Genomic DNA, 22,043 nt, shown 5'->3' with positions numbered 1-22,043 from the left:
CGCCAAGCTGCACGTCGTTGTACAAGGACCGTCAATTGAACCAGAACTGGCACGCAACCCTGATTCGCCATCTGCTGTTGCTGATTACCGTCTGCCTGATCGGCGGGCTGGTCAGCGGCTACTACGGCTGGAGCCTGGCCATTGGCCTGGCGCTCTATCTGGGCTGGACCCTCAAGCAATTGCTGCGCTTGCACGACTGGCTGCGCAATCACCAACCTGACGAAGCACCACCCGATGGCTACGGCCTGTGGGGCGAGGTGTTCGATAGCATCTACCACCTGCAACGCCGCGACCAGCGTGTGCGCGGCCGCCTGCAGGCAGTGATCGACCGGGTGCAGGAGTCCACCGCCGCGCTGCGTGACGCGGTGATCATGCTCGACAGCGACGGCAACCTGGAATGGTGGAACCGCGCCGCCGAGACCCTGCTGGGCTTCAAGACCCCACAGGACGGCGGCCAGCAAGTGACCAATCTGGTGCGCCACCCGCTCTTCAAAGAGTACTTCGAGGCAGAAAACTACCTTGAACCGCTGGAAATCCCTTCGCCGATCAATGATCGCATGCGTGTGCAGTTGCACATCACCCGCTACGGCAACAATGAACACCTGATGCTGGTGCGCGATGTCACCCGCATCCACCAGCTGGAACAGATGCGCAAGGACTTCGTCGCCAACGTGTCCCACGAGCTGCGCACGCCGCTGACGGTAATCACCGGCTACCTGGAAACCCTGCTGGACAACGTCGAAGACGTGAACCCACGGTGGAGCCGCGCCCTGCAGCAGATGAGCCAGCAAGGCTCGCGCATGCAAACCCTGCTCAACGATTTGTTGCTGTTGGCCAAACTGGAAGCCACCGATTACCCATCGGACAACCAGCCGGTGGCAGTCGATGCCCTGCTCGCCGCCATAAAGAACGACGCCCAGGCCTTGTCCGGGCCGCGCAACCAGCGCATCAGCCTGGAAGCTGCGCCCGGCCTGAAGCTGAAGGGCAGCGAGTCGGAACTGCGCAGTGCCTTTTCCAATCTGGTGTTCAATGCAGTCAAGTACACCCAGGACGAAGGCAACATCCGTATCCGCTGGTGGGTCGATGCCCAGGGCGCTCACCTGTCGGTGCAGGACTCGGGGGTGGGCATCGATGCCAAGCACTTGCCACGCCTGACCGAGCGTTTCTACCGGGTAGACTCCAGCCGTGCATCGAATACCGGCGGGACCGGGTTGGGGCTCGCAATCGTCAAGCATGTGCTGATGCGGCACCGCGGCAAGCTGGAAATCAGCAGTGTACCGGGGCATGGCAGCACCTTCACCTGCCACTTTCCGCCAGCACAATTGGCCAACGAAAAGGCTTGAGATTGGGGCTGCGGCGCAGCCCTTCGCGGGCATGCCTGCTGCCACTTGGACCGCAATGAGTCCGCTGCCCTTTGCTTTTACGGCCCCAGCCGCTACATTGGATTCCCCGTGCCAGCAAAAGCTGGCACTTTTTTTCTCTCTATCTCAAAGACGGACCCCGTAAAAACTCCATCATGGACCCTTCTTCTGGTATCAGCCTCACCTCGTTATTCGCCGATTTCGGCATGATCATTTTTGCCTTCCTGCTGGTGCTGCTCAACGGCTTCTTCGTTGCTGCGGAGTTCGCCATGGTCAAGCTGCGCGCCACACGCGTAGAGGCCATCGCCGAAAAGCACGGCTGGCGCGGCAACATCCTGCGCAAGGTTCACAACCAGCTCGACGCCTACCTGTCGGCCTGCCAGTTGGGCATCACCCTCGCCTCGCTGGGCCTGGGCTGGGTGGGTGAGCCCGCCTTCGCCCACCTGCTGGAGCCATTGCTGGCCTATTTCGGCGTGGACAGCGCCGAGCTGATCAAGGGCATCTCGTTCTTCGTCGCCTTCTTCGTCATCTCGTACCTGCACATCGTGGTCGGCGAACTGGCACCCAAGTCCTGGGCTATCCGCAAGCCAGAGCTGCTGTCGCTGTGGACTGCCGTGCCGCTGTACCTGTTCTACTGGGCGATGTACCCGGCCATCTACCTGCTCAATGCCAGTGCCAACACCATCCTGCGCATTGCCGGCCAGGGCGAGCCTGGCCCGCACCACGAACACCACTACAGCCGCGAAGAGCTCAAGCTGATCCTGCACTCCAGCCGTGGCCAGGACCCAAGCGACCAAGGCATGCGCGTGCTGGCCTCGGCCGTGGAAATGGGCGAGCTGGAAGTGGTCGACTGGGCCAACTCGCGTGAGGACATGATCAGCATCGACGCTCATGCGCCTCTGAAGCAGATCCTGGCCCTGGTGCGCCGCCACAAGTTCAGCCGCTACCCGGTGTACGACGCCGAGCGCGAAGAATTCACCGGCCTGCTGCACATCAAGGACCTGCTGCTGGAGCTGGCTGAGCTGGAGCACTTGCCAGAGACCATCGACCTGGAGGACCTTGCCCGGCCACTCGAACGCGTGTCGCGGCACATGCCGCTGGCCCAGTTGCTGGAGCAGTTCCGTAAGGGCGGAGCGCACTTCGTGCTGGTCGAGGAAGCCGATGGCAAGGTGATCGGCTACCTGACCATGGAAGACGTGCTGGAAGTGCTGGTAGGCGACATCCAGGACGAACACCGCAAGACCGAGCGTGGCATTCTCGCCTACCAGCCGGGCAAGCTCCTGGTGCGCGGCGACACCCCCCTGTTCAAGGTCGAGCGCTTGCTGGGTATCGACCTTGACCACATCGAGGCAGAAACCTTGGCCGGGCTGATTTACGAAACGCTCAAGCGCGTGCCTGAAGAAGAGGAGTCGCTGGAGGTCGAAGGGCTGCGCATCATCATCAAGAAGATGAAAGGGCCCAAGATCGTACTGGCCAAGGTGCTGAAGCTGGATTGATGGCCAAATCGCTCAGGGGTTGCCGGCAGTGAAATCCGGCATCCCGCTGATCGGCCTGTCGAAGCGGTAAGGTATCGACTCCAGCGCCAACCCCACATTGCGCTGCACCACAAAATGCAGGTGCGGCCCAGTGCTGTTGCCGGTATTGCCCGACTTGGCCAGCATCTGGCCCTGCCGTACCCGTTGCCCCTCCGCCACCACCACCGAACCGCGCATCAGGTGAAGGTATACGCCCATGGTGCCATCGGGGTGCAAAATCCTGACAAAGTTACCCGAGGGGTTGGGGCCGCGCCCGCTCTGGCTGTTCTCCGTCTTCACCACCACCCCTTCCCGCGCCGCGATGATGGTGGTGCCTTCGGGCATGGCGATATCCATGGCGTAGCGCCCTTTGGGTCCAAAATGACTGACGCGACCATTGGGGCCCTGAGTGACACGGAACGGCCCGCCAATCCACGGGAACGCATAGCGGAAGCCCTGGGGCCGTTTGCCCGGGTCACCCATGGCCTGCAGCAGGGTCGAACGGTAGTTCAGCAGCAGCCCGGGCCGCCCCCTGAGCACACTGAGCATCTGCGTGCTGCGCGGCGGCAGCAGCCGGCGCACGATACGCGGGGCATCGCCGCCTTGTGCGTTGACCAGGTTGTCCAGCCGCAACTCTACCTCTACCGGCACATGCAGCTCGTTACGTGCGGAAAAGCTCACGCCACCGTCGAAGGTTTTCGCATTCAGCCGCACTTGGCCTTCGAGCGTTTCGACCATGGGCTCGCGCAGCACCAAGGGCTTGGCGCCGGGGCCAGGCCGGTCGGAATAGGAGATGACACCGGAATCGTCGGTGATCTTGTAGAGCGTCACGCCCTGGCTCGACACTGAGGCCATGAGCAATGCACAGAACAGCAGCAGGCGGGCGGGCATGATAGTGGCTTTTTGACAGTTATGATCTGTCGAAGCCTAGCAGCGGGTTTTACGGTCGGTATTGCAGCTGGTCGGATGGGCGACGCGGGCTTTTGCCAGGAGCACCTTGTGCTGCTCCTGCCAAAAGCATGGCGCGGGGCCGGGGTCAGCCACCAGGTGTGAAGTGCTTCTGCGCAGTGCCGCGGGCGATCAACCGAGAAAGGTAGTCGAGCTTCTGGGCATCCTGGTCGACAAACTTGAAAGTCAACTGCAACCAGTCACTGTCTGGTTTTGGCTCCAGCGCCGCGACAGCATGCAGGTAGCCGTTCAGGCGAGCGACTTCGGCACTTTCGCCCTGCTCCAGGTCCAGCACCGCACCTTCCAGCACCTGTGGCAGCGCTTCGCTGCGGCGTACCACCAGCAGTGCCTCTTTCAGGCTCAACGCCTTGATCACACATGGCTGCGTACCACTGGCCAGGCGCAGCTGGCCCTGGCCACGACCGCTCGGCGCGGGGGCAGCAGGTGCAGGAGCCGCGACCAAAGGCTTGGCCGACGCCGGCGCTGGCGCCGCAACCTTGACCGCTTCCGGCTTGCCCGCAGTCAGCGCGTTCAACGAATCGTTGGCAAACGCCGAATTGGCTCGTGCCGGGCCGATGGCCATCAGGCTGTCGAGCTTGCCGATCTTGGTCAGGGCTTTCTTTACCTTGGTCAGCAGTTGCTCGTTGGTGAACGGCTTGCCTACAAAATCGGAAACGCCCGCCTGGATCGCCTGAATGACGTTTTCCTTGTCACCACGGCTGGTCACCATGATGAACTGCAGATTTTTCAGTGCAGGCTGCTGACGGCACCAGGTAAGCAGTTCCAGGCCTGACATTTCCGGCATTTCCCAGTCGCACAGGACCAGGTCGAACGCTTCCTTGCCGAGCATGGCCATGGCCTTGCGACCGTTGACCGCGTCGTCGATGGCCATACCCGGGAAGGCATTACGCAGACACTTGCGGACCAGATCACGGATAAACGGGGCGTCATCCACGACCAGCACATTCACTTTACTCATCGATACTCCTTACGAATCCCGTCTAGCCTACTGCCAATGATGGCTACTTGCCACAACCTGGTCACGCCGGGACCTCTTCACATCGTTCGCGGGTGCCTGCCGGCTCTCGACCGCAAACGAAAACGCCCGGCCAAGGCCGGGCGTCGATGCTCGGGAGCAACCTTACTTATCGTCAGATTCGCCCAGAACATTAGCCTTTTCGCCGTTGGCGACAGCAGTGCCCTGCACTTCTGCCGTCATGCGCTTGAGCCCCATGTGGCGCACATCGGTGCCGCGCACCAGATAGATCACCAGTTCGGAGATGTTGCGCGCATGGTCGCCAATACGCTCCAGTGAACGCAGCACCCAGATCACGCTCAGCACCCGCGAGATAGAGCGCGGGTCTTCCATCATGTAGGTCACCAGTTCACGCAGCGCGGTCTTGTATTCGCGGTCGATGGTCTTGTCGTACTGGGCCACCGACAGCGCCAGGTCGGCGTCGAAGCGGGCAAAGGCGTCCAGCGCATCACGGACCATGTTGCGCACCTGGTCGCCAATATGGCGTACCTCGACATAGCCACGTGGCGACTCGCCCTCTTCGCACAGCTGGATGGCGCGGCGGGCGATCTTGGTCGACTCGTCACCGATGCGTTCCAAGTCGATCACCGACTTGGAAATGCTGATGATCAGGCGCAGGTCCGAGGCCGCTGGCTGGCGGCGGGCGAGGATGCGCAAGCACTCCTCGTCGATGTTGCGCTCCATCTGGTTGATCTGCTCGTCAACCTCGCGCACCTGCTGGGCCAGACCAGAGTCGGCTTCGATCAGCGCGGTAACCGCGTCGTTGACCTGCTTTTCCACCAGCCCGCCCATGGCCAGCAGGTGGCTGCGCACCTCTTCGAGCTCGGCGTTGAACTGCTGGGAAATGTGATGGGTAAGGCTTTCTTTGTTGATCATCGTTTTGTCCTTTGGTAGCGCGGCCCTGTAGGAGCGGGTTTACCCGCGAACACCGGCAACGCCGGTGCCAGACACCGAGGTGCCTGTTTCGCGAGCGGCGCTTAGCCGTAGCGACCGGTAATGTAGTCTTCGGTCTGCTTCTTCGCCGGGTTGGTGAACAGGGTATCGGTATCCCCGAATTCGACCAGTTTGCCCATGTACATGAACGCGGTGTAGTCCGAAACACGCGCCGCTTGCTGCATGTTGTGGGTCACGATGACGATGGTGTACTTGGATTTCAATTCGTAGATCAGTTCTTCGACCTTCAAGGTCGAGATCGGGTCCAGCGCCGAGCACGGCTCGTCAAGCAGCAACACCTCCGGCTCCACGGCAATGGTACGGGCGATGACCAGACGCTGCTGCTGGCCACCGGACAGGCCCAGCGCCGACTCGTGCAGGCGATCCTTGACCTCGTCCCACAAGGCGGCGCCCTTCAACGCCCACTCGACGGCTTCATCGAGCACGCGCTTCTTGTTGATGCCCTGGATGCGCAGGCCGTAGACCACGTTCTCGTAGATGGTCTTGGGGAACGGGTTCGGCTTCTGGAACACCATGCCCACACGCCGGCGCAGTTCGGCAACGTCTTCGCCCTTGCGGTAGATGTTGTTGCCATACAGGTTGATGGCACCTTCCACACGGCAACCGTCAACCAGGTCGTTCATCCGGTTGAAGGTACGCAGCAGGGTCGACTTGCCGCAGCCGGACGGGCCGATGAAGGCGGTCACACGCTGCTTTGGGATGTTCATCTGTACGTCGAACAGCGCTTGCTTGTCGCCATAGAACAGGCTCAGGCCCGGCACTTCGATGGCCACGGTTTCTTCAGCCAGGCGCAGGCTCTGCTTGTTGCGGCCCAAGGCAGACATGTCGATGCCATGGGTGTGGGAATCTTGCTGCATGGTCAACTCCATACGCTATCAATTCGTTTCAAAGGCCCGCCCGGCTTACGGGCGGCACGCTTGCTATCAGGGTCAGCTGTCCAGCGCCTTGTACTTCTCGCGCAGGTGGTTGCGGATCCACACGGCAGAGAGGTTGAGGGTCGCGATTACCAGCACCAGCAGCAGCGCAGTGGCGTATACCAGCGGCCGAGCGGCTTCGACGTTCGGGCTCTGGAAGCCGACGTCATAGATGTGGAAGCCCAGGTGCATGATCTTCTGGTCCAGATGCAGATACGGGTAGTTACCATCCACCGGCAGCGATGGCGCCAGCTTCACCACACCCACCAGCATCAGCGGCGCCACTTCGCCGGCGGCACGGGCCACGGCAAGGATCATGCCGGTCATCATGGCCGGACTGGCCATGGGCAGGACGATTTTCCACAGGGTCTCGGCCTTGGTTGCACCCAACGCCAACGAGCCTTCACGCACGGTGCGCGGGATACGCGCCAGGCCTTCTTCGGTGGCCACGATCACCACCGGCACCGCCAGCAATGCCAGAGTCAGCGATGCCCACAGCAGCCCCGGGGTACCCAGCGTCGGCGCCGGCAGTGCTTCCGGGAAGAACAGGCGGTCGATCGAACCACCCAGTACGTAGACGAAGAAGCCCAGACCGAACACACCGTAGACGATCGCAGGAACACCGGCCAGGTTGTTCACCGCAATGCGGATAAGCCGGGTGACCGGACCCTGCCTGGCGTATTCACGCAGGTAAACGGCAGCCAGCACGCCGAACGGGGTGACGATCACAGCCATGATCAAGGTCATCATCACGGTACCGAAGATGGCAGGGAAGATACCGCCCTCGGTGTTGGCTTCACGCGGGTCGTCGCTGAGGAACTCCCAGACCTTGCCGAAATAAGTACCCAACTTGGTGAGCGCCGACATGCCGTTCGGCTGAATGGCATGCACCACCTTGCTCAGGTTGATTTCCACTTCACGGCCATTGGCATCGCGGGCCACCAGGCTGTCACGGGCAAAGGCCTGGTGCAGGCCAGTCAGGCGGTCTTCGATAGCCTTGTAGCGGCTGTTCAGTTCGGCACGGTCGGCGTCCATGTCGGCTTGCGCGGCGGCGTCCAGCTTGCCGTCCAGCTCCAGCTTGCGCGCCTGCAAGCGCAGGCGCTCGAGGCCATGGTTGATGGCCCCGATATCCTTCTTCTCGAGGCTTTGCAGCTCGTTGTTGAGCTGGTTGGCGCGTTTGAGACGGGCCTGCAGTTCGTTCCAGGCGGCAGGCCCCTCGGCGACTACGCGGCCTTCTTCCTTGACGCTGACCAGGTAGCCGTAAAAATTGCCCCACTCACGGCGTTCCACGGCAATCAGGTCGGCTGGGTGTTGCTCATCGACCAGCCAGTCGCCGACCACCCAGGTGAAGTCGCTACCATTGAGGTCGCGGTTACCCACCTTGATCAGCTCTCGGGTCATGAACTCCGGCCCCTGGTCAGGCACCGGCAGGCCAGCCCCCTTCAGACGAGCTCGGGGTACTTCCTCCTTCTGCACCACTTCACCAATGACGACGTGATCGGCCTGACCCGGCACCTTGTAGGTGGCCTGGACAAGATCGGCTGGCCAGAAGTGGCCCAGGCCACGCACGGCGATCACCGCCAGCAGGCCGACGGTCATGATCACGGCCATGGCCACCGCACCGCCGCTCATCCAGACGCCTGGGGCGCCGCTCTTGAACCAGCCTTTGAGGGAATCCTTTTTCACGGATCGCTACCTTTCTATCAAAGCGACGAGTATTTCTTGCGCAGACGCTGGCGAATCAGCTCGGCCAAGGTGTTCATGACGAAGGTGAACATCAGCAGCACCAGGGCGGCCAGGAACAGCACGCGATAGTGGCTGCCACCGACTTCCGATTCCGGCATTTCCACAGCCACGTTGGCGGCCAGGGTGCGCATGCCCTCGAACAGGTTCATCTCCATCACCGGTGTGTTGCCGGTCGCCATCAGCACGATCATGGTCTCGCCTACCGCACGGCCCATGCCGATCATCAACGCCGAGAAGATGCCCGGGCTGGCAGTGAGGATGACCACGCGGGTCAGCGTCTGCCAAGGCGTCGCGCCCAGTGCCAGCGAGCCCAGGGTCAGACTGCGCGGCACACTGAACACGGCGTCTTCGGCAATCGAGTAGATGTTCGGGATGACCGCGAAGCCCATGGCGATACCGACTACAAGGGCGTTGCGCTGGTCGTAGGTGATACCCAAGTCGTTGGTGATCCACAGGCGCATGTCGCCGCCGAAGAACCAGCTTTCCAGATGCGGGCTCATGGTCAGGGCGAACCAGCCGGTGAACAGGATGACCGGAATCAGGATCGCCGCTTCCCAACCATCCGGTACACGCAGGCGGATCGACTCCGGCAGTCGGCTCCAGAAAAAGCCGGCCAGCAGGATACCGATCGGCATCAGCAGGAACAGGCTGAACACACCGGGCAGGTGGCCTTCCAGGTACGGGGCCAAAAACAGGCCGGCGAAGAAGCCAAGGATCACCGTCGGCATCGCTTCCATCAACTCGATCACTGGCTTGACCTTGCGGCGCATGCGCGGGGCCATGAAGTAGGCGGTATAGATGGCTGCGGCAATGGCCAGCGGGGCAGCCAGGATCATGGCGTAGAACGCGGCCTTCAAGGTACCGAAGGTCAGCGGCGACAGGCTCAGTTTGGGCTCGAAGTCAGTGTTCGAAGCGGTCGATTGCCAGACGTATTTCGGCTCGTCATAGTTCTCGTACCACACCTTGCCCCACAGCGCGCTGAACGAAACTTCCGGGTGCGGGTTACGCAGGCTCAACGGCAACAGCTTGCCGCCTTCTTCGATGATGATGCGGTTGGCGCGTGGCGACAGGGCCAGCGTGCCAGGGCCTTCGGCAGCCGGCTCAACCAGCAGGGTTCGGTGTGCAGTGCTGTGGAACACGCCCAGTTTGCCTTCGGCGTCCAGGGCGATGAAGCCCTTGCGGCGCTCTTCGGCGTCGATCTGCACGATTGGCGCCTTGCCCATCTGGAAGGTACGGATCTGCTTGAAGCGCGATTCGCCATCCGGGTCACGGGCCATGAACCATTGGGCCAGCCCCCCCTTGGAGTCACCGATGATCAGCGAAATGCCACCAACCAGCTGGGCGGTGGCGGTAATTTCGGTGTCGGCGCTTTCAGACAGCTTATAACGGCCGTTGAGGCTCTTGTCGCGCAGGCTGAACACATCGGCCGTGGCGCGACCGTTGATCACATACAGCCAGTGCTGGCGTGGGTCGATGAAGATATTCTTCACCGTTTCGGTCATTTGCGGCAGGTCGATGCGGTTCTGCTCGGTGGTGACCTCTTCGGTCATCATGTTTTCCGTGCGGGTCAGTTCGACCACCTGCAGCTGAGCACCAGTAGAGCCGGCCAGCAGCAGGGTGTCCCCATTGACGTTGACGCTGACATGGTCCAGCGCACGCCCCTGCTCGTCGAGCACGAACGATTGCTCGCCGTACGGGTAATCGATGCCAGGGGTGATGGTTTTCTTGTTGTCCGGGTAGGTGATCTTGTAGGTGTGGTGGAACACCAGGGCCTGACCATTGGACAAGCCCAGTACCACCAGCGCGCTGCCCGGCTGGTCAGTACTGATGGAAGTAACCTGGGTGTCCGCCGGCACTGCCAGATCGACACGCTTGAGTTCGTTACCGGTCTTGGTATCGAAGAACAGTGCCTGGCCCTTGTCCGAAACACGCATCCCCACCTGATTCTGCTCTTCAAGCGCGATCATCAGTGGCTTACCGGCATCCTGCTGCAGCCATGTCGGCTCCAGGGCCTTCTTGCTGGTCAGCTCGGCGCCCTGGAACAGTGGCAACACCACATAAGCCAGGTAGAAGAAGATCAGCGTGATGGCCGCCAATACGGCAAGCCCGCCTACCAGTACGTACCAGCGGGTCAGGCGGTCCTTGAGCGCGCGCATGCGCCGCTTGCGTTGCAACTCGGGCGTATTGAAATCAATGCGCACGGGCTGGGAGTTTTGGGTCATGTTGGAATTGGCCAGATCATTCATGCGCACACCCTAGCGGTCCCGTGTGACAAAAACATTACAAAGTGGTGACGCGCGAAAGCCCGCCGCACAGGGAGCCTGGCTTCGGACTGAAAATGCGTGGAAGAGGCCGGGCAGTGGCACCGGCCTCTTCTTAATTACTTACTTCTTTGCAACGTTACCGGTGTGCGACAGGCCCAGGTCAGCCAGGGTCTTGTCGACGACTTTTGCCGGCAGCGGGATGTAGCCGTCCTTCACCACCACCTGCTGGCCCGCTTGCGACAGCACCAGCTTGACGAACTCGGCTTCCAGCGGGGCCAGAGGCTTGTTCGGCGCCTTGTTTACGTAGACGTACAGGAAGCGCGACAGCGGGTAGGTGCCGTTCAGGGCGTTGGCTTCGTTGTCTTCAACAAACTCGCCGCCTTCTTTCTTGGCCAGGGCTACGGTCTTGACGCTGGCGGTCTTGTAGCCAATACCCGAGTAGCCGATGCCGTTCAGCGAGGAGCTGATCGACTGCACGACCGAAGCCGAGCCAGGCTGTTCGTTGACGTTAGGCTTGAAGTCGCCTTTGCACAGGGCTTCTTCCTTGAAGTAGCCGTAGGTGCCGGATACCGAGTTGCGGCCGAACAACTGAATTGGCTTGTTGGCCAGGTCACCGGTCACACCGACGTCGCCCCAGGTCTTGATGTCGGCCTTGCCACCGCACAGGCGAGTGGAGGAGAAGATGGCGTCGACCTGAGCCATGGTCAGGCCCTTGATTGGGTTGTCCTTGTGCACGAACACGGCCAGGGCGTCGACGGCAACCGGGATGGCGGTCGGCTTGTAGCCGTACTTCTGCTCGAAGGCTTGCAGCTCGACGTCCTTCATCTTGCGGCTCATCGGGCCGAGGTTGGCGGTGCCTTCGGTCAGCGCGGGTGGCGCGGTAGAGGAGCCGGCAGCCTGGATCTGGATGTTTACGTTCGGATATTCCTTCTTGTAGGCCTCGGCCCACAGAGTCATGAGGTTCGCGAGGGTGTCGGAACCGACGCTGGAGAGGTTGCCCGATACACCAGTGGTCTTGGTGTAGGTCGGGATCGCAGGATCGACAGCGGCTACCGCGTTGGCGGTTGCAACGCCAGCGGCGGCAAAGGTAAGGGCCGCCATCAAACGCTTCAGTTTCATGCCTTGCTCCTAGCAGGAATATTGGGGTGTTGGATGGAACGGGCCCAAGTATCGGCAGGCCGCATGAATACGATATGACTTCATTATGACAATTGGATGAAAGGCCATCACTGGAAGCTGGTCTGGCCACTTCGCGGCTAAAGCCGCTCCTACAGGTTTGGTGTCGGCCTTGAGGCTTGTGCAAAACCCTGTAGGAGCGGCTTTAGCCGCGAAGAGGCCAGTAGCCGTAGCGCAGATCAGCGCTTGTTGGCGAGCAGGTACAGGCCCACAGCCAGACCAACGGCGCACAGGCCTGCCACGTAGTAGGCAGGCGCCATCGGGCTCACCTTCAGCAGCGCGGTCACCACCATCGGCGTCAGCCCGCCAAAGATGGCGTAGGCCACGTTGTACGAGAACGACAGCCCGCTGAAACGCACCACCGCCGGGAACGCCTTGACCATGACATAAGGCACTGCGCCAATCACGCCCACGCACAGGCCGGTCACGGCATACAGGGGGAACAGCAACTCGGGCCGGGTCGGCAGGCTGTGGTAGAAGACCCAGGAACTGGCCAGCAAAAGCAGGCTGCCGATCACGAACACCCGACCCGCCCCATACCGGTCAGCCAGGCTGCCGGCACCAATACAGCCGAAGCTGAGCAACACGATGGCCAGGCTGTTGGCCTTGAGCGAGTCGGTCGGGCTGATGTGGTAGATGCTCTGCAGCAGCGCCGGGGTCATCAGGATGACCACCACGATGCCGGCCGAAAGCATCCAGGTCAGCAGCATCGACAGGATGATCGGACCACGATGGTCACGCAGCACGGCGCGCAGTGGCAACTCCTCCGCCAGTGCCTTGCGTTGCTGCATTTCGGCGAACACCGGGGTTTCGTGCAGCCAACGGCGCAGATAAACCGAGAACAGGCCGAACACACCGCCAAGCAGGAACGGGATACGCCAGGCGTAGTCAGCCACCTCTTCCGCGCTGTACACGCTGTTGATCAAGGTCGCTACCAGCGAGCCCAGCAGAATGCCGGCGGTCAGGCCGGCGGTCAGGGTGCCGCAGGCGTAGCCGGTGTTGCGAGCCGGCACGTGTTCAGAGACGAACACCCATGCGCCCGGTACTTCGCCGCCGATTGCCGCGCCCTGGATCACGCGCATCAGCAACAGCAGGATCGGTGCCCACATGCCGATCTGCGCATACGTCGGCAGCAGGCCCATGATCAGGGTCGGCAGGGCCATCATGAAGATGCTCAGGGTGAACATCTTCTTGCGCCCGAGCAAGTCGCCGAAGTGAGCCATGATGATGCCGCCCAGCGGCCGCGCCAGGTAGCCGGCGGCGAAGATGCCGAATGTTTGCATCAGCCGCAGCCACTCGGGCATGTCGGCCGGGAAGAACAACTTGCCCACCACCGTGGCGAAGAACACGAAGATGATGAAATCGTAGAACTCCAGCGCGCCGCCCAGGGCGGACAGTGAGAGGGTCTTGTAGTCGCTGCGGGTCAGCGGCCGCGAGGGCTGCTCGATACTGCTCGGCACGGAAGTCATCGCTCGTTGTTCTCTTTGTAGGGCATGCAGGCCGCTTGGCGCGCGGCTTCTGGATTGGAGACAGGCGAAGATAGCAAATTGCCGAGCTACGCCGAAAGCGATACAAAATCCACACAGATATTCATGAATACGCGGTCGTCGCTGGCCGTTATGCCCTATATACTGGCAGTTCGTAGGATTATGTTGCTCCTGACGTGGGATGTTGTGCGAAAACGCCGGTCACTATTGTCGGGCGGTTTCGCAGAGTTTCCCTACGGCCGCCCAGTGAAACGAAATCGGCGTAGTATGTTTCAAGCTGAATCGTTTACCCGGCCTTTGCGCCACACCAACGAAAAGCGTCACGGGTCAGAGGCCCCATCGCATGATTGAGCTCGAACAAGAAGATCCAATCCCGCAAGGCGACCTGGCCTTGCAGATCACCGCACTGCCGCGAGAAACCAACGGTTTCGGCGATATCTTCGGTGGTTGGCTGGTTGCCCAGATGGACCTGGCAGGCACGGCCATGGCCAGCCGTGTCGCCGGCGGCCGCGTAGCCACCGTAGCCATCGACCGCATGGCCTTCCTGGTGCCCGTCGCGGTCGGCGCACAGCTGTCTTTCTATACCCAGACCCTGGAAATCGGCCGCAGCTCGATCCAGATGATGGTCGAGGTGTGGAGCGACGACCCGCTGTCCAGCGAATGGCGCAAGGTCACCGAAGCGGTATTCGTCTTCGTCGCCATCGACGGCAGTGGTCGTACCCGCTCGGTGCCTCGTCGCTGAGCCACGCTGGCGGTAAACTCATTGCATCTGCCCGGGTCCAAGGCCCACTGGCAATCAATGAGAAGAACGCAATGGCTACCTTTCAGGTCGTAACCGAGCAACATGGCGAACTCAACTGCTGGCGTATCAGCAGTGACCGCGCCGAACTCCTGATCGCCCAGCAAGGCGCACAGGTCCTCAGCTACCAGCAGGTAGGCGAACCGCCACTGCTGTGGCTGAGCGACCAGGCCCTCTTCCGCCAGGGCAAGTCGGTACGCGCCGGGGTACCGGTGTGCTGGCCATGGTTTGGCAACCTGCAGCGTAACCCTCAGGCCGTCCAGGCCATGTACCACGGAGCACAGGCGCCTGCCCACGGGCTTGCGCGCACGCGTGACTGGCAATTGCTGGGTATCGAGGACGTGGAGGAGACCCTGCGGATCGAGTTCGAACTGCCTGAAGCACAGGGCGACCTGCCCGGTTGGCCCCATGATGTCGAGCTGAAACTGGTGGTGGAGATGGGCGCAGACCTGAAACTGAGCCTGACCAGCCGCAACATGGGCAATACCCCCGTGACCATCAGCCAGGCCCTGCATAGCTACTTCGCAGTGAGCGATGTGCGCCAGGCACGAGTCGAGGGTGTCGACGGGCTGGGTTACATCGAGACCCTGGCGGACTGGGAACAGCGCCAGCAGCAAGGGGCCCTGATGTTTGCCGGGGAAACTGACCGGATCTACCTGAACACCCCGCAGACCCTGAGCATCGTCGACCCGCATTGGAATCGGCGGATTACCTTGACCAGCAGCGGCTCGCGCTCGGCGGTGATCTGGAACCCTTGGACCGAGCGGGCCAAGGAGCTGGCAGACATGGCTGACGATGGCTGGCAGCGGATGTTGTGCATCGAGACGGCGAATGTGTGGGATGACCTGGTGGAGTTGGAGCCTGGGCGCAGCAGTTCGCTGGGGGTCAGGATTGTCAGCGAAATGATCTGAGTTTTACAGTGCCTGTGCCGGCCTCTTCGCGGGTAAACCCGCTCCTACAGATACCTCGCGGCATGCAAGGCCTGTGGAGGTTCCGTAGGAGCGGGTTTACCCGCGAAGAGGCCGGCACAGCCGTTCAGAGATCAGCATCCTCCACCACCCTCACCTTCCCCGCATCCAGTGCATAGGCCGCATCGGCCAGGTCATTGCTGACCTTTTCCACCTTCAGCTTGCCGCTGACCCACAGCGGGGTGTAAATGTCATCGATCTTCAGGCCTTTCGGGTAGCGCACCAGTACCAACTGGTTGGGCGGCGGTGGCGGCACATGGATGCACGCACCCGGGTACGGCACCAGGAAGAACAACGTGCTGTTGCCCTTGGCGTCACTCTCCAGCGGCACAGGGTAGCCACCTAGGCGGATGTCCTTGCCATTCATGGCCGCCACGGTCTTGGTCGAATACATCACCGCAGGCAGCCCCTTGCTCTGCTTGAGGCCACCCTTGGCGGTAAAAGTGCCCATGGCTTCCGGCGAGTTGTGGTCGATTTCAGGCATTTGTTCGAGTGCCTTCTGGTCCGACTTGGGCATCAGCTCCAGCCAGTCGGTTTCGGGCAGTTCGGCATGGGCCAGGGTACTGGCCAACAGCAAGGGGATGAGGAAAAAGGCACGCATGAAAATGCTCGGCAACTCGAATGAATTGCCGAGCATTCTAACCAGTAATCAGCGCTTCTTGATGAATCCGTAGATCACCAGCAGCACCACGGCACCGACCAGCGCGCCAAGGAAGCCCGCCGCTTGCCCAGCCTGGTATATACCCAGCGCCTGGCCGCCATAGGTAGCCACCAAGGAGCCGGCAATACCCAGCAGGATGGTCATGATCCAGCCCATGCTGTCATCGCCCGGCTTGATGAAGCGGGCCAGCAGGCCGACGATGAGGCCGATGAAGATGGTTCCAATGATACCCATGGCAATCCCTCTGCAGTGAAGTTGGAACAAGCCAAAGCCTAGACGGGCTTCGACTTGTTGCCATATTCAGAGGGCATGCCGCTTGCAGAAGTTCGATTCGAAGCCCGATCAGTTGCTGATCAGCGCCTCTACTTCAGCAATCTTGCGCTCGAGGGTAGCCATGTCAGCGCAGCGCAGGGTGGCGTGTCCTACCTTGCGGCCAACCTTGAAGGCTTTGCCGTAGTGGTGCAGGTGGCAGTCCCCGATGGCGACAACCTTGTCCACGGCCGGCACTTCACCGATGAAGTTGAGCATCGCGCTCTCACCCACCTTGGCGGTCGAGCCAAGTGGCAGGCCGGCAACGGCACGCAGATGGTTCTCGAACTGGCTGCACTCGGCGCCTTCGATAGTCCAGTGCCCGGAGTTGTGCACGCGCGGGGCGATTTCGTTGGCCTTAAGGCCACCGTCAACCTCGAAGAACTCGAAGGCCATCACGCCAACGTAATCCAGCTTCTGCAACACGCGGCCGACGTAATCTTCGGCCAAAGCCTGCAGCGGGTGTGCCTGGCTGGCTACCGACAAGCGCAGGATGCCGCTCTCGTGGGTGTTGTGCACCAGCGGATAGAAGCGGGTTTCGCCATCGCGGCCACGCACGGCCACCAGCGACACTTCGCCGGTGAACGGCACGAAGCCTTCCAGCAGGCATGGCACGCTGCCCAGCTCGGCGAACGTACCAACCACGTCTTCTGGCGTGCGCAGCACCTTCTGGCCCTTGCCGTCGTAACCCAGGGTGCGGGTTTTCAGCACGGCCGGCAGGCCGATGCTGGCCACTGCGGCGTCCAGATCTGCCTGCGAGAGGATGTCGGCAAAGGCCGGGGTGGGAATGCCCAGGTCGCGGAACATGCTCTTTTCGAACAGGCGGTCACGGGCGATGCGCAGCGATTCGGCGCTGGGGTACACCGGCACGAACTGCGAGAGGAAGGCCACGGTCTCGGCCGGGACGCTTTCGAACTCGAAGGTGACCAGGTCGACTTCGTCGGCCAGCTGGCGCAGGTGATCCTGGTCGCCGTAGTCGGCACGCAGGTGCTCGCCCAAGGGGGCAGCGCAGGCGTCCGGGGCCGGGTCGAGGAAGGCGAAGTTCATGCCCAGCGGGGTACCCGCCAAGGCCAGCATGCGGCCGAGCTGGCCGCCACCGATTACACCGATCTTCATGGGTTGAGCCTCAAGCCTGGCGCGGGTCTGGGTTGTCCAGCACGGTGTCGGTCTGTTCCGTGCGGAACTGCTTCAACGCCGCGTGGTACTGCGGGTACTTGGCGCCCAGGATGCTGGCCGACAACAAGGCAGCGTTGACCGCACCGGCACGGCCGATGGCCAGGGTGGCAACCGGCACGCCGGCTGGCATCTGCACGATCGACAGCAGCGAATCGACGCCCGACAGCATCGACGACTGCACCGGCACGCCCAGCACCGGCAGGTGGGTCTTGGCGGCGCACATGCCTGGCAGGTGGGCTGCGCCACCGGCACCGGCGATGATCACCTCGATGCCACGGCCCTCAGCCTCCTCGGCATACTGGAACAGCAGATCCGGGGTGCGGTGGGCGGAGACCACCTTCACTTCGTAGGGAATGCCGAGTTTTTCCAGCATTTCGGCGGTGTGGCTAAGGGTGGACCAATCGGACTTGGAGCCCATGATCACGCCAACCAGTGCACTCATCGTCGAGCCTCTCCTGCAAGCGCCTTCTGGCGCGCTAAAAGCAACAAGCCACGCAGGTGGGCCGGCGTGGCTTGTCATACGGATTCTGAATCGACCAGGTCGGCCGAAGGCGCGGGATTGTAACGTATTTAAAGGCTGGCCGCCCACCCCTACAAGCACATGTCGGATCAAAGGGCAAGCTGTCTCGTGGGACAACTTTTTCCCGCCGCCTCGGGGTCGACGAGTGCTGTAAGCCTGCATCCTTACTCGAGCATTTTGGTACGTCTACATGAACGCTCCATGCTTCTTCGCACTTTCGTTTGGCCTGGTACTCGGCATGCAATTGCCAAGCGCTTCCGCAGCCCGCTCGCTCACCGTGCCCAGCTCATGAAATTGGCCATCTGCCAGGTGCCACGCATGAAGACGCCGAACTGAAGTTCAATGGCTGGGTGTGTGAAACGTACACGCCCCCGTGTACCGACACGATCCAACTGCTACCGCTACAGCGGCAGGAATCGTGCAAATATCACTGATTACCTGAAAGGCAACTCAACGTGACGCTTCACCTTGTGCTCCAGACGACTCCAGCTTGCGCCATAGCAAGCGGACGTTAGCCTTACGCACCAAAGCGCAGCGATACAGGCGGATTTCCAGCGGCACATGCCATTGGCTACCACCGCAGATCGCCAACTCACCGCGTTCGAGCTCGCCACGCATCGACAGACGCGGCACCCAAGCGATGCCCATCCCTTCCAGGGCCATGCTCTTGAGGCTGTCGGCCATGGCGGTTTCATAGACGGTGGTATAACGCAGGTTGCGCTGGCGCAGCAGTAAATTGACCGAGCGGCCGAGGAACGCGCCGGCGGTATAGGCTAGCAATGGCACGCTGCCCTCGCCTTCCAGGTCGAACAATGGCTTGCCATCGGCATCCACGGCGCATACCGGCAGCATTTCAGTGGTGCCCATGTGCAGCGACGGGAAGATTTCGGCATCCATCTGCAAGGCCGCGTCCGGGTCGTAGAAAGCCAGCATCAGGTCGCAACCGCCTTCGCGCAGTGCGTGTACGGCATCTCCGACGTTAGTCGCAACCAGGCGGGTGGCGATGTTCAAACCGTCGTTGCGCAACTGGGCCACCCAACGGGGGAAGAAGCCCGACGCCAAGGAGTGTGCCGCAGCTACCTGCACCACTTCGCCCTGCCCGCCTTCAAGATGATGCAAATGGCGGAGAATTTCGCTCAACTGGTCGACAACAGTACGCGCCGTGACGAGAAATAGCTGTCCGGCCTCGGTCAGCTCGATGGGTGTGCGAGAGCGGTTAACCAGTTGCAAGCCCAACGCCGCCTCAAGGCTGCGAATGCGCCGGCTGAAGGCCGGTTGAGTAACGAAACGCCGCTCTGCCGCCTGGGAAAAACTGCGGGTAGCGGCCAGAGCGCTGAAGTCTTCCAGCCATTTGCTTTCAAGGTTCACAAAGCACATCTCCCGGCGTGCACCAAAATGGAACACGCTCGAATATCAATTGGCGTCACATGAAACACTATGCCGTTTGTGCATAGGTTAGCGTGCAATAGCATTGGCCGCAAAAACACCTTCAGGCCTAGGATTGGCGCCATTCCGGCAGGTGCCGGGTCAAAATCGAGATGATATACATCATGTCCTCTGCTGCATCGTTCCGCGTCGAAAAAGACTTGTTGGGTACCCTTGAAGTTCCTGCAGATGCCTACTACGGCATCCAGACCCTGCGCGCTGCCAACAACTTCCACCTCTCTGGTGTTCCGCTGTCGCATTACCCGAAGCTGGTCGTGGCCCTGGCCATGGTCAAGCAGGCCGCTGCCGACGCCAACCGTGAGCTGGGTCACCTGAGCGATGCCAAGCACGCTGCCATTTCCGCAGCCTGCGCCCGCCTGATCAAAGGCGATTACCACGACCAGTTCGTGGTTGACATGATCCAGGGCGGCGCTGGTACTTCTACCAACATGAACGCCAACGAAGTCATTGCCAACGTTGCGCTGGAGGCCATGGGCCACCAGAAGGGTGAGTACCAGTACCTGCACCCCAACAACGACGTGAACATGGCGCAGTCGACCAACGACGCCTACCCGACCGCAATTCGCCTGGGCCTGCTGCTGGGTCACGACGCGCTGCTGGCCAGCCTTGATAGCCTGATCCAGGCCTTCGCTGCCAAGGGTAAAGAATTCGACCACGTACTGAAGATGGGCCGTACCCAGCTGCAGGACGCCGTACCGATGACCCTGGGCCAGGAATTCCGAGCCTTCGCCACCACCATGAACGAAGACCTGCAGCGCCTGCGCTCGCTGGCTCCGGAACTGCTGACCGAAATCAACCTGGGCGGTACCGCCATCGGTACTGGCATCAACGCCGACCCTGGCTACCAGGCCTTGGCCGTACAGCGCCTGGCCACCATCAGCGGCCATCCGCTGGTACCGGCTGCCGACCTGATCGAAGCCACCTCCGACATGGGCGCCTTCGTGCTGTTCTCCGGCATGCTCAAACGCACTGCGGTCAAGCTGTCGAAGATCTGTAACGACCTGCGCCTGCTGTCCAGCGGCCCGCGCACCGGCATCAACGAGATCAACCTGCCAGCGCGTCAGCCAGGCAGCTCGATCATGCCAGGCAAGGTCAACCCGGTTATTCCAGAAGCTGTAAACCAGGTGGCCTTCGCCATCATGGGCAACGACCTGGCCCTGACCGTCGCCGCCGAAGGTGGCCAGCTGCAGTTGAACGTGATGGAACCGCTGATCGCCTACAAGATCTTCGACTCGATCCGCCTGCTGCAACGTGCCATGGACATGCTGCGCGAGCACTGCATCGTCGGCATCACCGCCAACGAACAGCGCTGCCGTGAACTGGTCGAGCACTCGATCGGCCTGGTTACCGCACTGAACCCGTACATCGGCTACGAGAACGCCACCCGTATCGCCCGCGTTGCCCTGGAAAGCGGCCGCGGTGTACTGGAACTGGTGCGCGAAGAGAAGCTGCTGGACGACGCAATGCTCAACGACATCCTGCGTCCGGAAAACATGATCGCTCCACGTCTGGTTCCGCTGAAGGCGTAATCAGGCCGCTGTAAACAGTCTCACCAGGTCGAGGGACTAGACACCTCTCAACCTTTCCAAGGCCCGAGCGCTTGCTTCGGGCCTTTTTTTTGCCTGAAGGTTTTGGGGGCCGCTTTTGCGGGCCTTCGCGACACCAGACCGCGCCTGCAGAGTATGTGGTTTACCTGCAGCCCCGATATCGGCACACAACTTGCTCCATAATGCGTCCCAGCCCCACGGGATTACCCAGCATGCTGCACAGCCACCTGACCACCCTCAACGCAGTTTCGCTGATTCTCAACGTCTTCCAGGCAGACGGTTGCGAGGCTTCAGCGCTGCTGGCCGGCAGCGGCATTGGCCCGGCAGACCTGGGGCATGCCGATGCGCGCATCACCACCCAGCAGGAGTTGCAGGTTTGCGCCAATGCCGTGGCCCGACGCGAGGACATTGGCCTGGAGCTGGGCCAGCGCATGCATGTGTCGTGCTACGGCATGCTCGGTTACGCACTGCTCTCCAGTGCCACTTTGGGTGACGCATTACGCCTGGCGCTGCAGTATCCGGCACTGCTGGGAACAGTCTTCAAGCTGCGCTTGCTCGACGACGGCCAACGTGTCTGGTTCAGCGCCAGCGATTACCAGGACAGCCCGGCGCTGAGCGCTTTCAACGCCGAGTTCTGCCTGGTGTCGCTGAAAGTCACCTGCGACGACCTGCTTGGCCGTCCGTTGCCGCTGCTTGGCGCACGCTTTGAGCACCCTCGCCCTGGTTACCACGCGCTCTATGCCGGAGCGTTTCAATGCCCGATCGGTTTCGCCGCCGAGGACAATGCCTTTGCCTTCGAACGGCGATGGCTGGATATGCCGCTGCCGCTGGCCGACCCGATTACTCACAAAGCCATGAGTGAGCGCTGCCGGCGCCTGAACCTTGAGTTCACCGGTCGCCAGGCATGGCTGGGACGGATTCGCCAGCTGCTGGCGCAGCAACTGGACGCAGCCCCTGGACTGGAAGGGCTTGCGCGGCAAATGAACTGCTCGTCGCGCACCCTGCGCCGGCATTTGCAGGCACTGGGCTGCAGTTATCAACAGCTGCTGGACGAGCTGAGGTTCGAGCGGGCCAAGCAGTTGCTGGCCGATGAACAGATGCCGATCTACCGGATTGCAGAGACTTTGGGGTTCAGTGAGACGGCCAGTTTTCGGCATGCCTTCCAGCGCTGGAGCGGCGTGGCGCCGAGCCATTTTCGTGGTTGACCTGTCCTGGCC

At 61.6% G+C, this 22,043-nt stretch carries 19 protein-coding genes; 6 read left to right on the top strand and 13 right to left on the bottom strand.

What is annotated here, in order from left to right; all coding sequences use genetic code 11:
• The first annotated feature begins 35 nt into the window (after window positions 1-35).
• Window positions 36-1,343 (top strand): phosphate regulon sensor histidine kinase PhoR, encoded by a 1,308-nt coding sequence (phoR, locus tag ACF8RA_RS13580; protein ID WP_176682903.1) that lies wholly within the window; start codon window positions 36-38, stop codon window positions 1,341-1,343.
• A gap of 173 nt (window positions 1,344-1,516) precedes the next feature.
• Window positions 1,517-2,857 carry a hemolysin family protein gene (locus tag ACF8RA_RS13575; protein WP_176682904.1) on the top strand — a complete coding sequence of 447 codons (1,341 nt, stop codon included), beginning with the start codon at window positions 1,517-1,519 and terminating at the stop codon, window positions 2,855-2,857.
• A gap of 12 nt (window positions 2,858-2,869) precedes the next feature.
• Here ACF8RA_RS13575 and ACF8RA_RS13570 read toward each other — a convergent pair whose 3' ends face one another.
• The 8 genes from ACF8RA_RS13570 to ACF8RA_RS13535 all read right to left on the bottom strand — a co-directional run bounded on the left by ACF8RA_RS13570 (window position 2,870) and on the right by ACF8RA_RS13535 (window position 13,382).
• Entirely contained in the window at window positions 2,870-3,766 is an 897-nt protein-coding gene (locus ACF8RA_RS13570) for a peptidoglycan DD-metalloendopeptidase family protein (protein WP_209969111.1), read from the bottom strand.
• Between the two features lie 145 nt (window positions 3,767-3,911).
• Window positions 3,912-4,802: a response regulator gene (locus ACF8RA_RS13565; protein WP_176682906.1), complete on the bottom strand. Its 891-nt coding sequence runs from the start codon at window positions 4,800-4,802 to the stop codon at window positions 3,912-3,914.
• A gap of 162 nt (window positions 4,803-4,964) precedes the next feature.
• Window positions 4,965-5,735 (bottom strand): phosphate signaling complex protein PhoU, encoded by a 771-nt coding sequence (phoU, locus tag ACF8RA_RS13560; RefSeq protein WP_176682907.1) that lies wholly within the window; start codon window positions 5,733-5,735, stop codon window positions 4,965-4,967.
• 101 nt (window positions 5,736-5,836) lie between these two features.
• Window positions 5,837-6,670 carry a phosphate ABC transporter ATP-binding protein PstB gene (gene pstB, locus ACF8RA_RS13555; protein ID WP_021785270.1) on the bottom strand — a complete coding sequence of 278 codons (834 nt, stop codon included), beginning with the start codon at window positions 6,668-6,670 and terminating at the stop codon, window positions 5,837-5,839.
• A gap of 72 nt (window positions 6,671-6,742) precedes the next feature.
• On the bottom strand, window positions 6,743-8,359 hold the full coding sequence (pstA, locus tag ACF8RA_RS13550; protein WP_176683051.1) for a phosphate ABC transporter permease PstA: 1,617 nt from the start codon (window positions 8,357-8,359) through the stop codon (window positions 6,743-6,745).
• Window positions 8,360-8,430: 71 nt separating this feature from the next.
• On the bottom strand, window positions 8,431-10,719 hold the full coding sequence (locus tag ACF8RA_RS13545; protein ID WP_176682908.1) for an ABC transporter permease subunit: 2,289 nt from the start codon (window positions 10,717-10,719) through the stop codon (window positions 8,431-8,433).
• A 138-nt stretch (window positions 10,720-10,857) separates the two neighbouring features.
• Window positions 10,858-11,856 (bottom strand): phosphate ABC transporter substrate-binding protein PstS, encoded by a 999-nt coding sequence (locus ACF8RA_RS13540; protein ID WP_176682909.1) that lies wholly within the window; start codon window positions 11,854-11,856, stop codon window positions 10,858-10,860.
• A 236-nt stretch (window positions 11,857-12,092) separates the two neighbouring features.
• Window positions 12,093-13,382, bottom strand: a complete 1,290-nt coding sequence (locus ACF8RA_RS13535) for an MFS transporter (protein WP_014592874.1) — start codon at window positions 13,380-13,382, stop codon at window positions 12,093-12,095.
• A 361-nt stretch (window positions 13,383-13,743) separates the two neighbouring features.
• On the opposite strand from ACF8RA_RS13535, the gene ACF8RA_RS13530 reads away from it, so the two are divergent.
• The gene (locus ACF8RA_RS13530) at window positions 13,744-14,142 is read left to right on the top strand and encodes an acyl-CoA thioesterase (protein ID WP_003253317.1); all 399 of its coding nucleotides are present in this window, start codon (window positions 13,744-13,746) and stop codon (window positions 14,140-14,142) included.
• A gap of 71 nt (window positions 14,143-14,213) precedes the next feature.
• A complete protein-coding gene (locus tag ACF8RA_RS13525) occupies window positions 14,214-15,110 on the top strand; it encodes a D-hexose-6-phosphate mutarotase (protein ID WP_176682910.1) in 897 nt (298 codons plus the stop codon).
• 124 nt (window positions 15,111-15,234) lie between these two features.
• Here the strand turns inward: ACF8RA_RS13525 and ACF8RA_RS13520 are convergent, their stop codons facing one another.
• The 5 genes from ACF8RA_RS13520 to ACF8RA_RS13500 all read right to left on the bottom strand — a co-directional run bounded on the left by ACF8RA_RS13520 (window position 15,235) and on the right by ACF8RA_RS13500 (window position 19,201).
• On the bottom strand, window positions 15,235-15,768 hold the full coding sequence (locus ACF8RA_RS13520) for a DUF3299 domain-containing protein (RefSeq protein WP_176682911.1): 534 nt from the start codon (window positions 15,766-15,768) through the stop codon (window positions 15,235-15,237).
• Between the two features lie 48 nt (window positions 15,769-15,816).
• Window positions 15,817-16,062, bottom strand: a complete 246-nt coding sequence (locus tag ACF8RA_RS13515) for a GlsB/YeaQ/YmgE family stress response membrane protein (protein WP_176682912.1) — start codon at window positions 16,060-16,062, stop codon at window positions 15,817-15,819.
• A gap of 108 nt (window positions 16,063-16,170) precedes the next feature.
• A complete protein-coding gene (locus ACF8RA_RS13510; RefSeq protein ID WP_176682913.1) occupies window positions 16,171-17,253 on the bottom strand; it encodes a 5-(carboxyamino)imidazole ribonucleotide synthase in 1,083 nt (360 codons plus the stop codon).
• 10 nt (window positions 17,254-17,263) lie between these two features.
• Complete coding sequence (gene purE, locus ACF8RA_RS13505; RefSeq protein ID WP_176682914.1) at window positions 17,264-17,755, bottom strand: 5-(carboxyamino)imidazole ribonucleotide mutase; 492 nt, start codon at window positions 17,753-17,755, stop codon at window positions 17,264-17,266.
• 528 nt (window positions 17,756-18,283) lie between these two features.
• Entirely contained in the window at window positions 18,284-19,201 is a 918-nt protein-coding gene (locus ACF8RA_RS13500) for a LysR substrate-binding domain-containing protein (protein WP_176682915.1), read from the bottom strand.
• Window positions 19,202-19,383: 182 nt separating this feature from the next.
• Between ACF8RA_RS13500 and aspA the strand changes: the two genes are divergently transcribed.
• The gene (aspA, locus tag ACF8RA_RS13495) at window positions 19,384-20,808 is read left to right on the top strand and encodes an aspartate ammonia-lyase (protein WP_176682916.1); all 1,425 of its coding nucleotides are present in this window, start codon (window positions 19,384-19,386) and stop codon (window positions 20,806-20,808) included.
• A gap of 230 nt (window positions 20,809-21,038) precedes the next feature.
• Window positions 21,039-22,031, top strand: coding sequence for an AraC family transcriptional regulator (locus ACF8RA_RS13490; protein ID WP_392461483.1), 993 nt, complete (start codon window positions 21,039-21,041; stop codon window positions 22,029-22,031).
• Window positions 22,032-22,043: the final 12 nt, after the last annotated feature.

The organism is Pseudomonas sp. FYR_5, assembly GCF_043106315.1.
GTDB classification, from domain to species: Bacteria; Pseudomonadota; Gammaproteobacteria; order Pseudomonadales; family Pseudomonadaceae; genus Aquipseudomonas; species Aquipseudomonas putida_Y.
The sequence above is the reverse complement of the archived record's forward strand: the minus strand, read 5'-3'. Positions and strand labels throughout refer to the sequence as shown.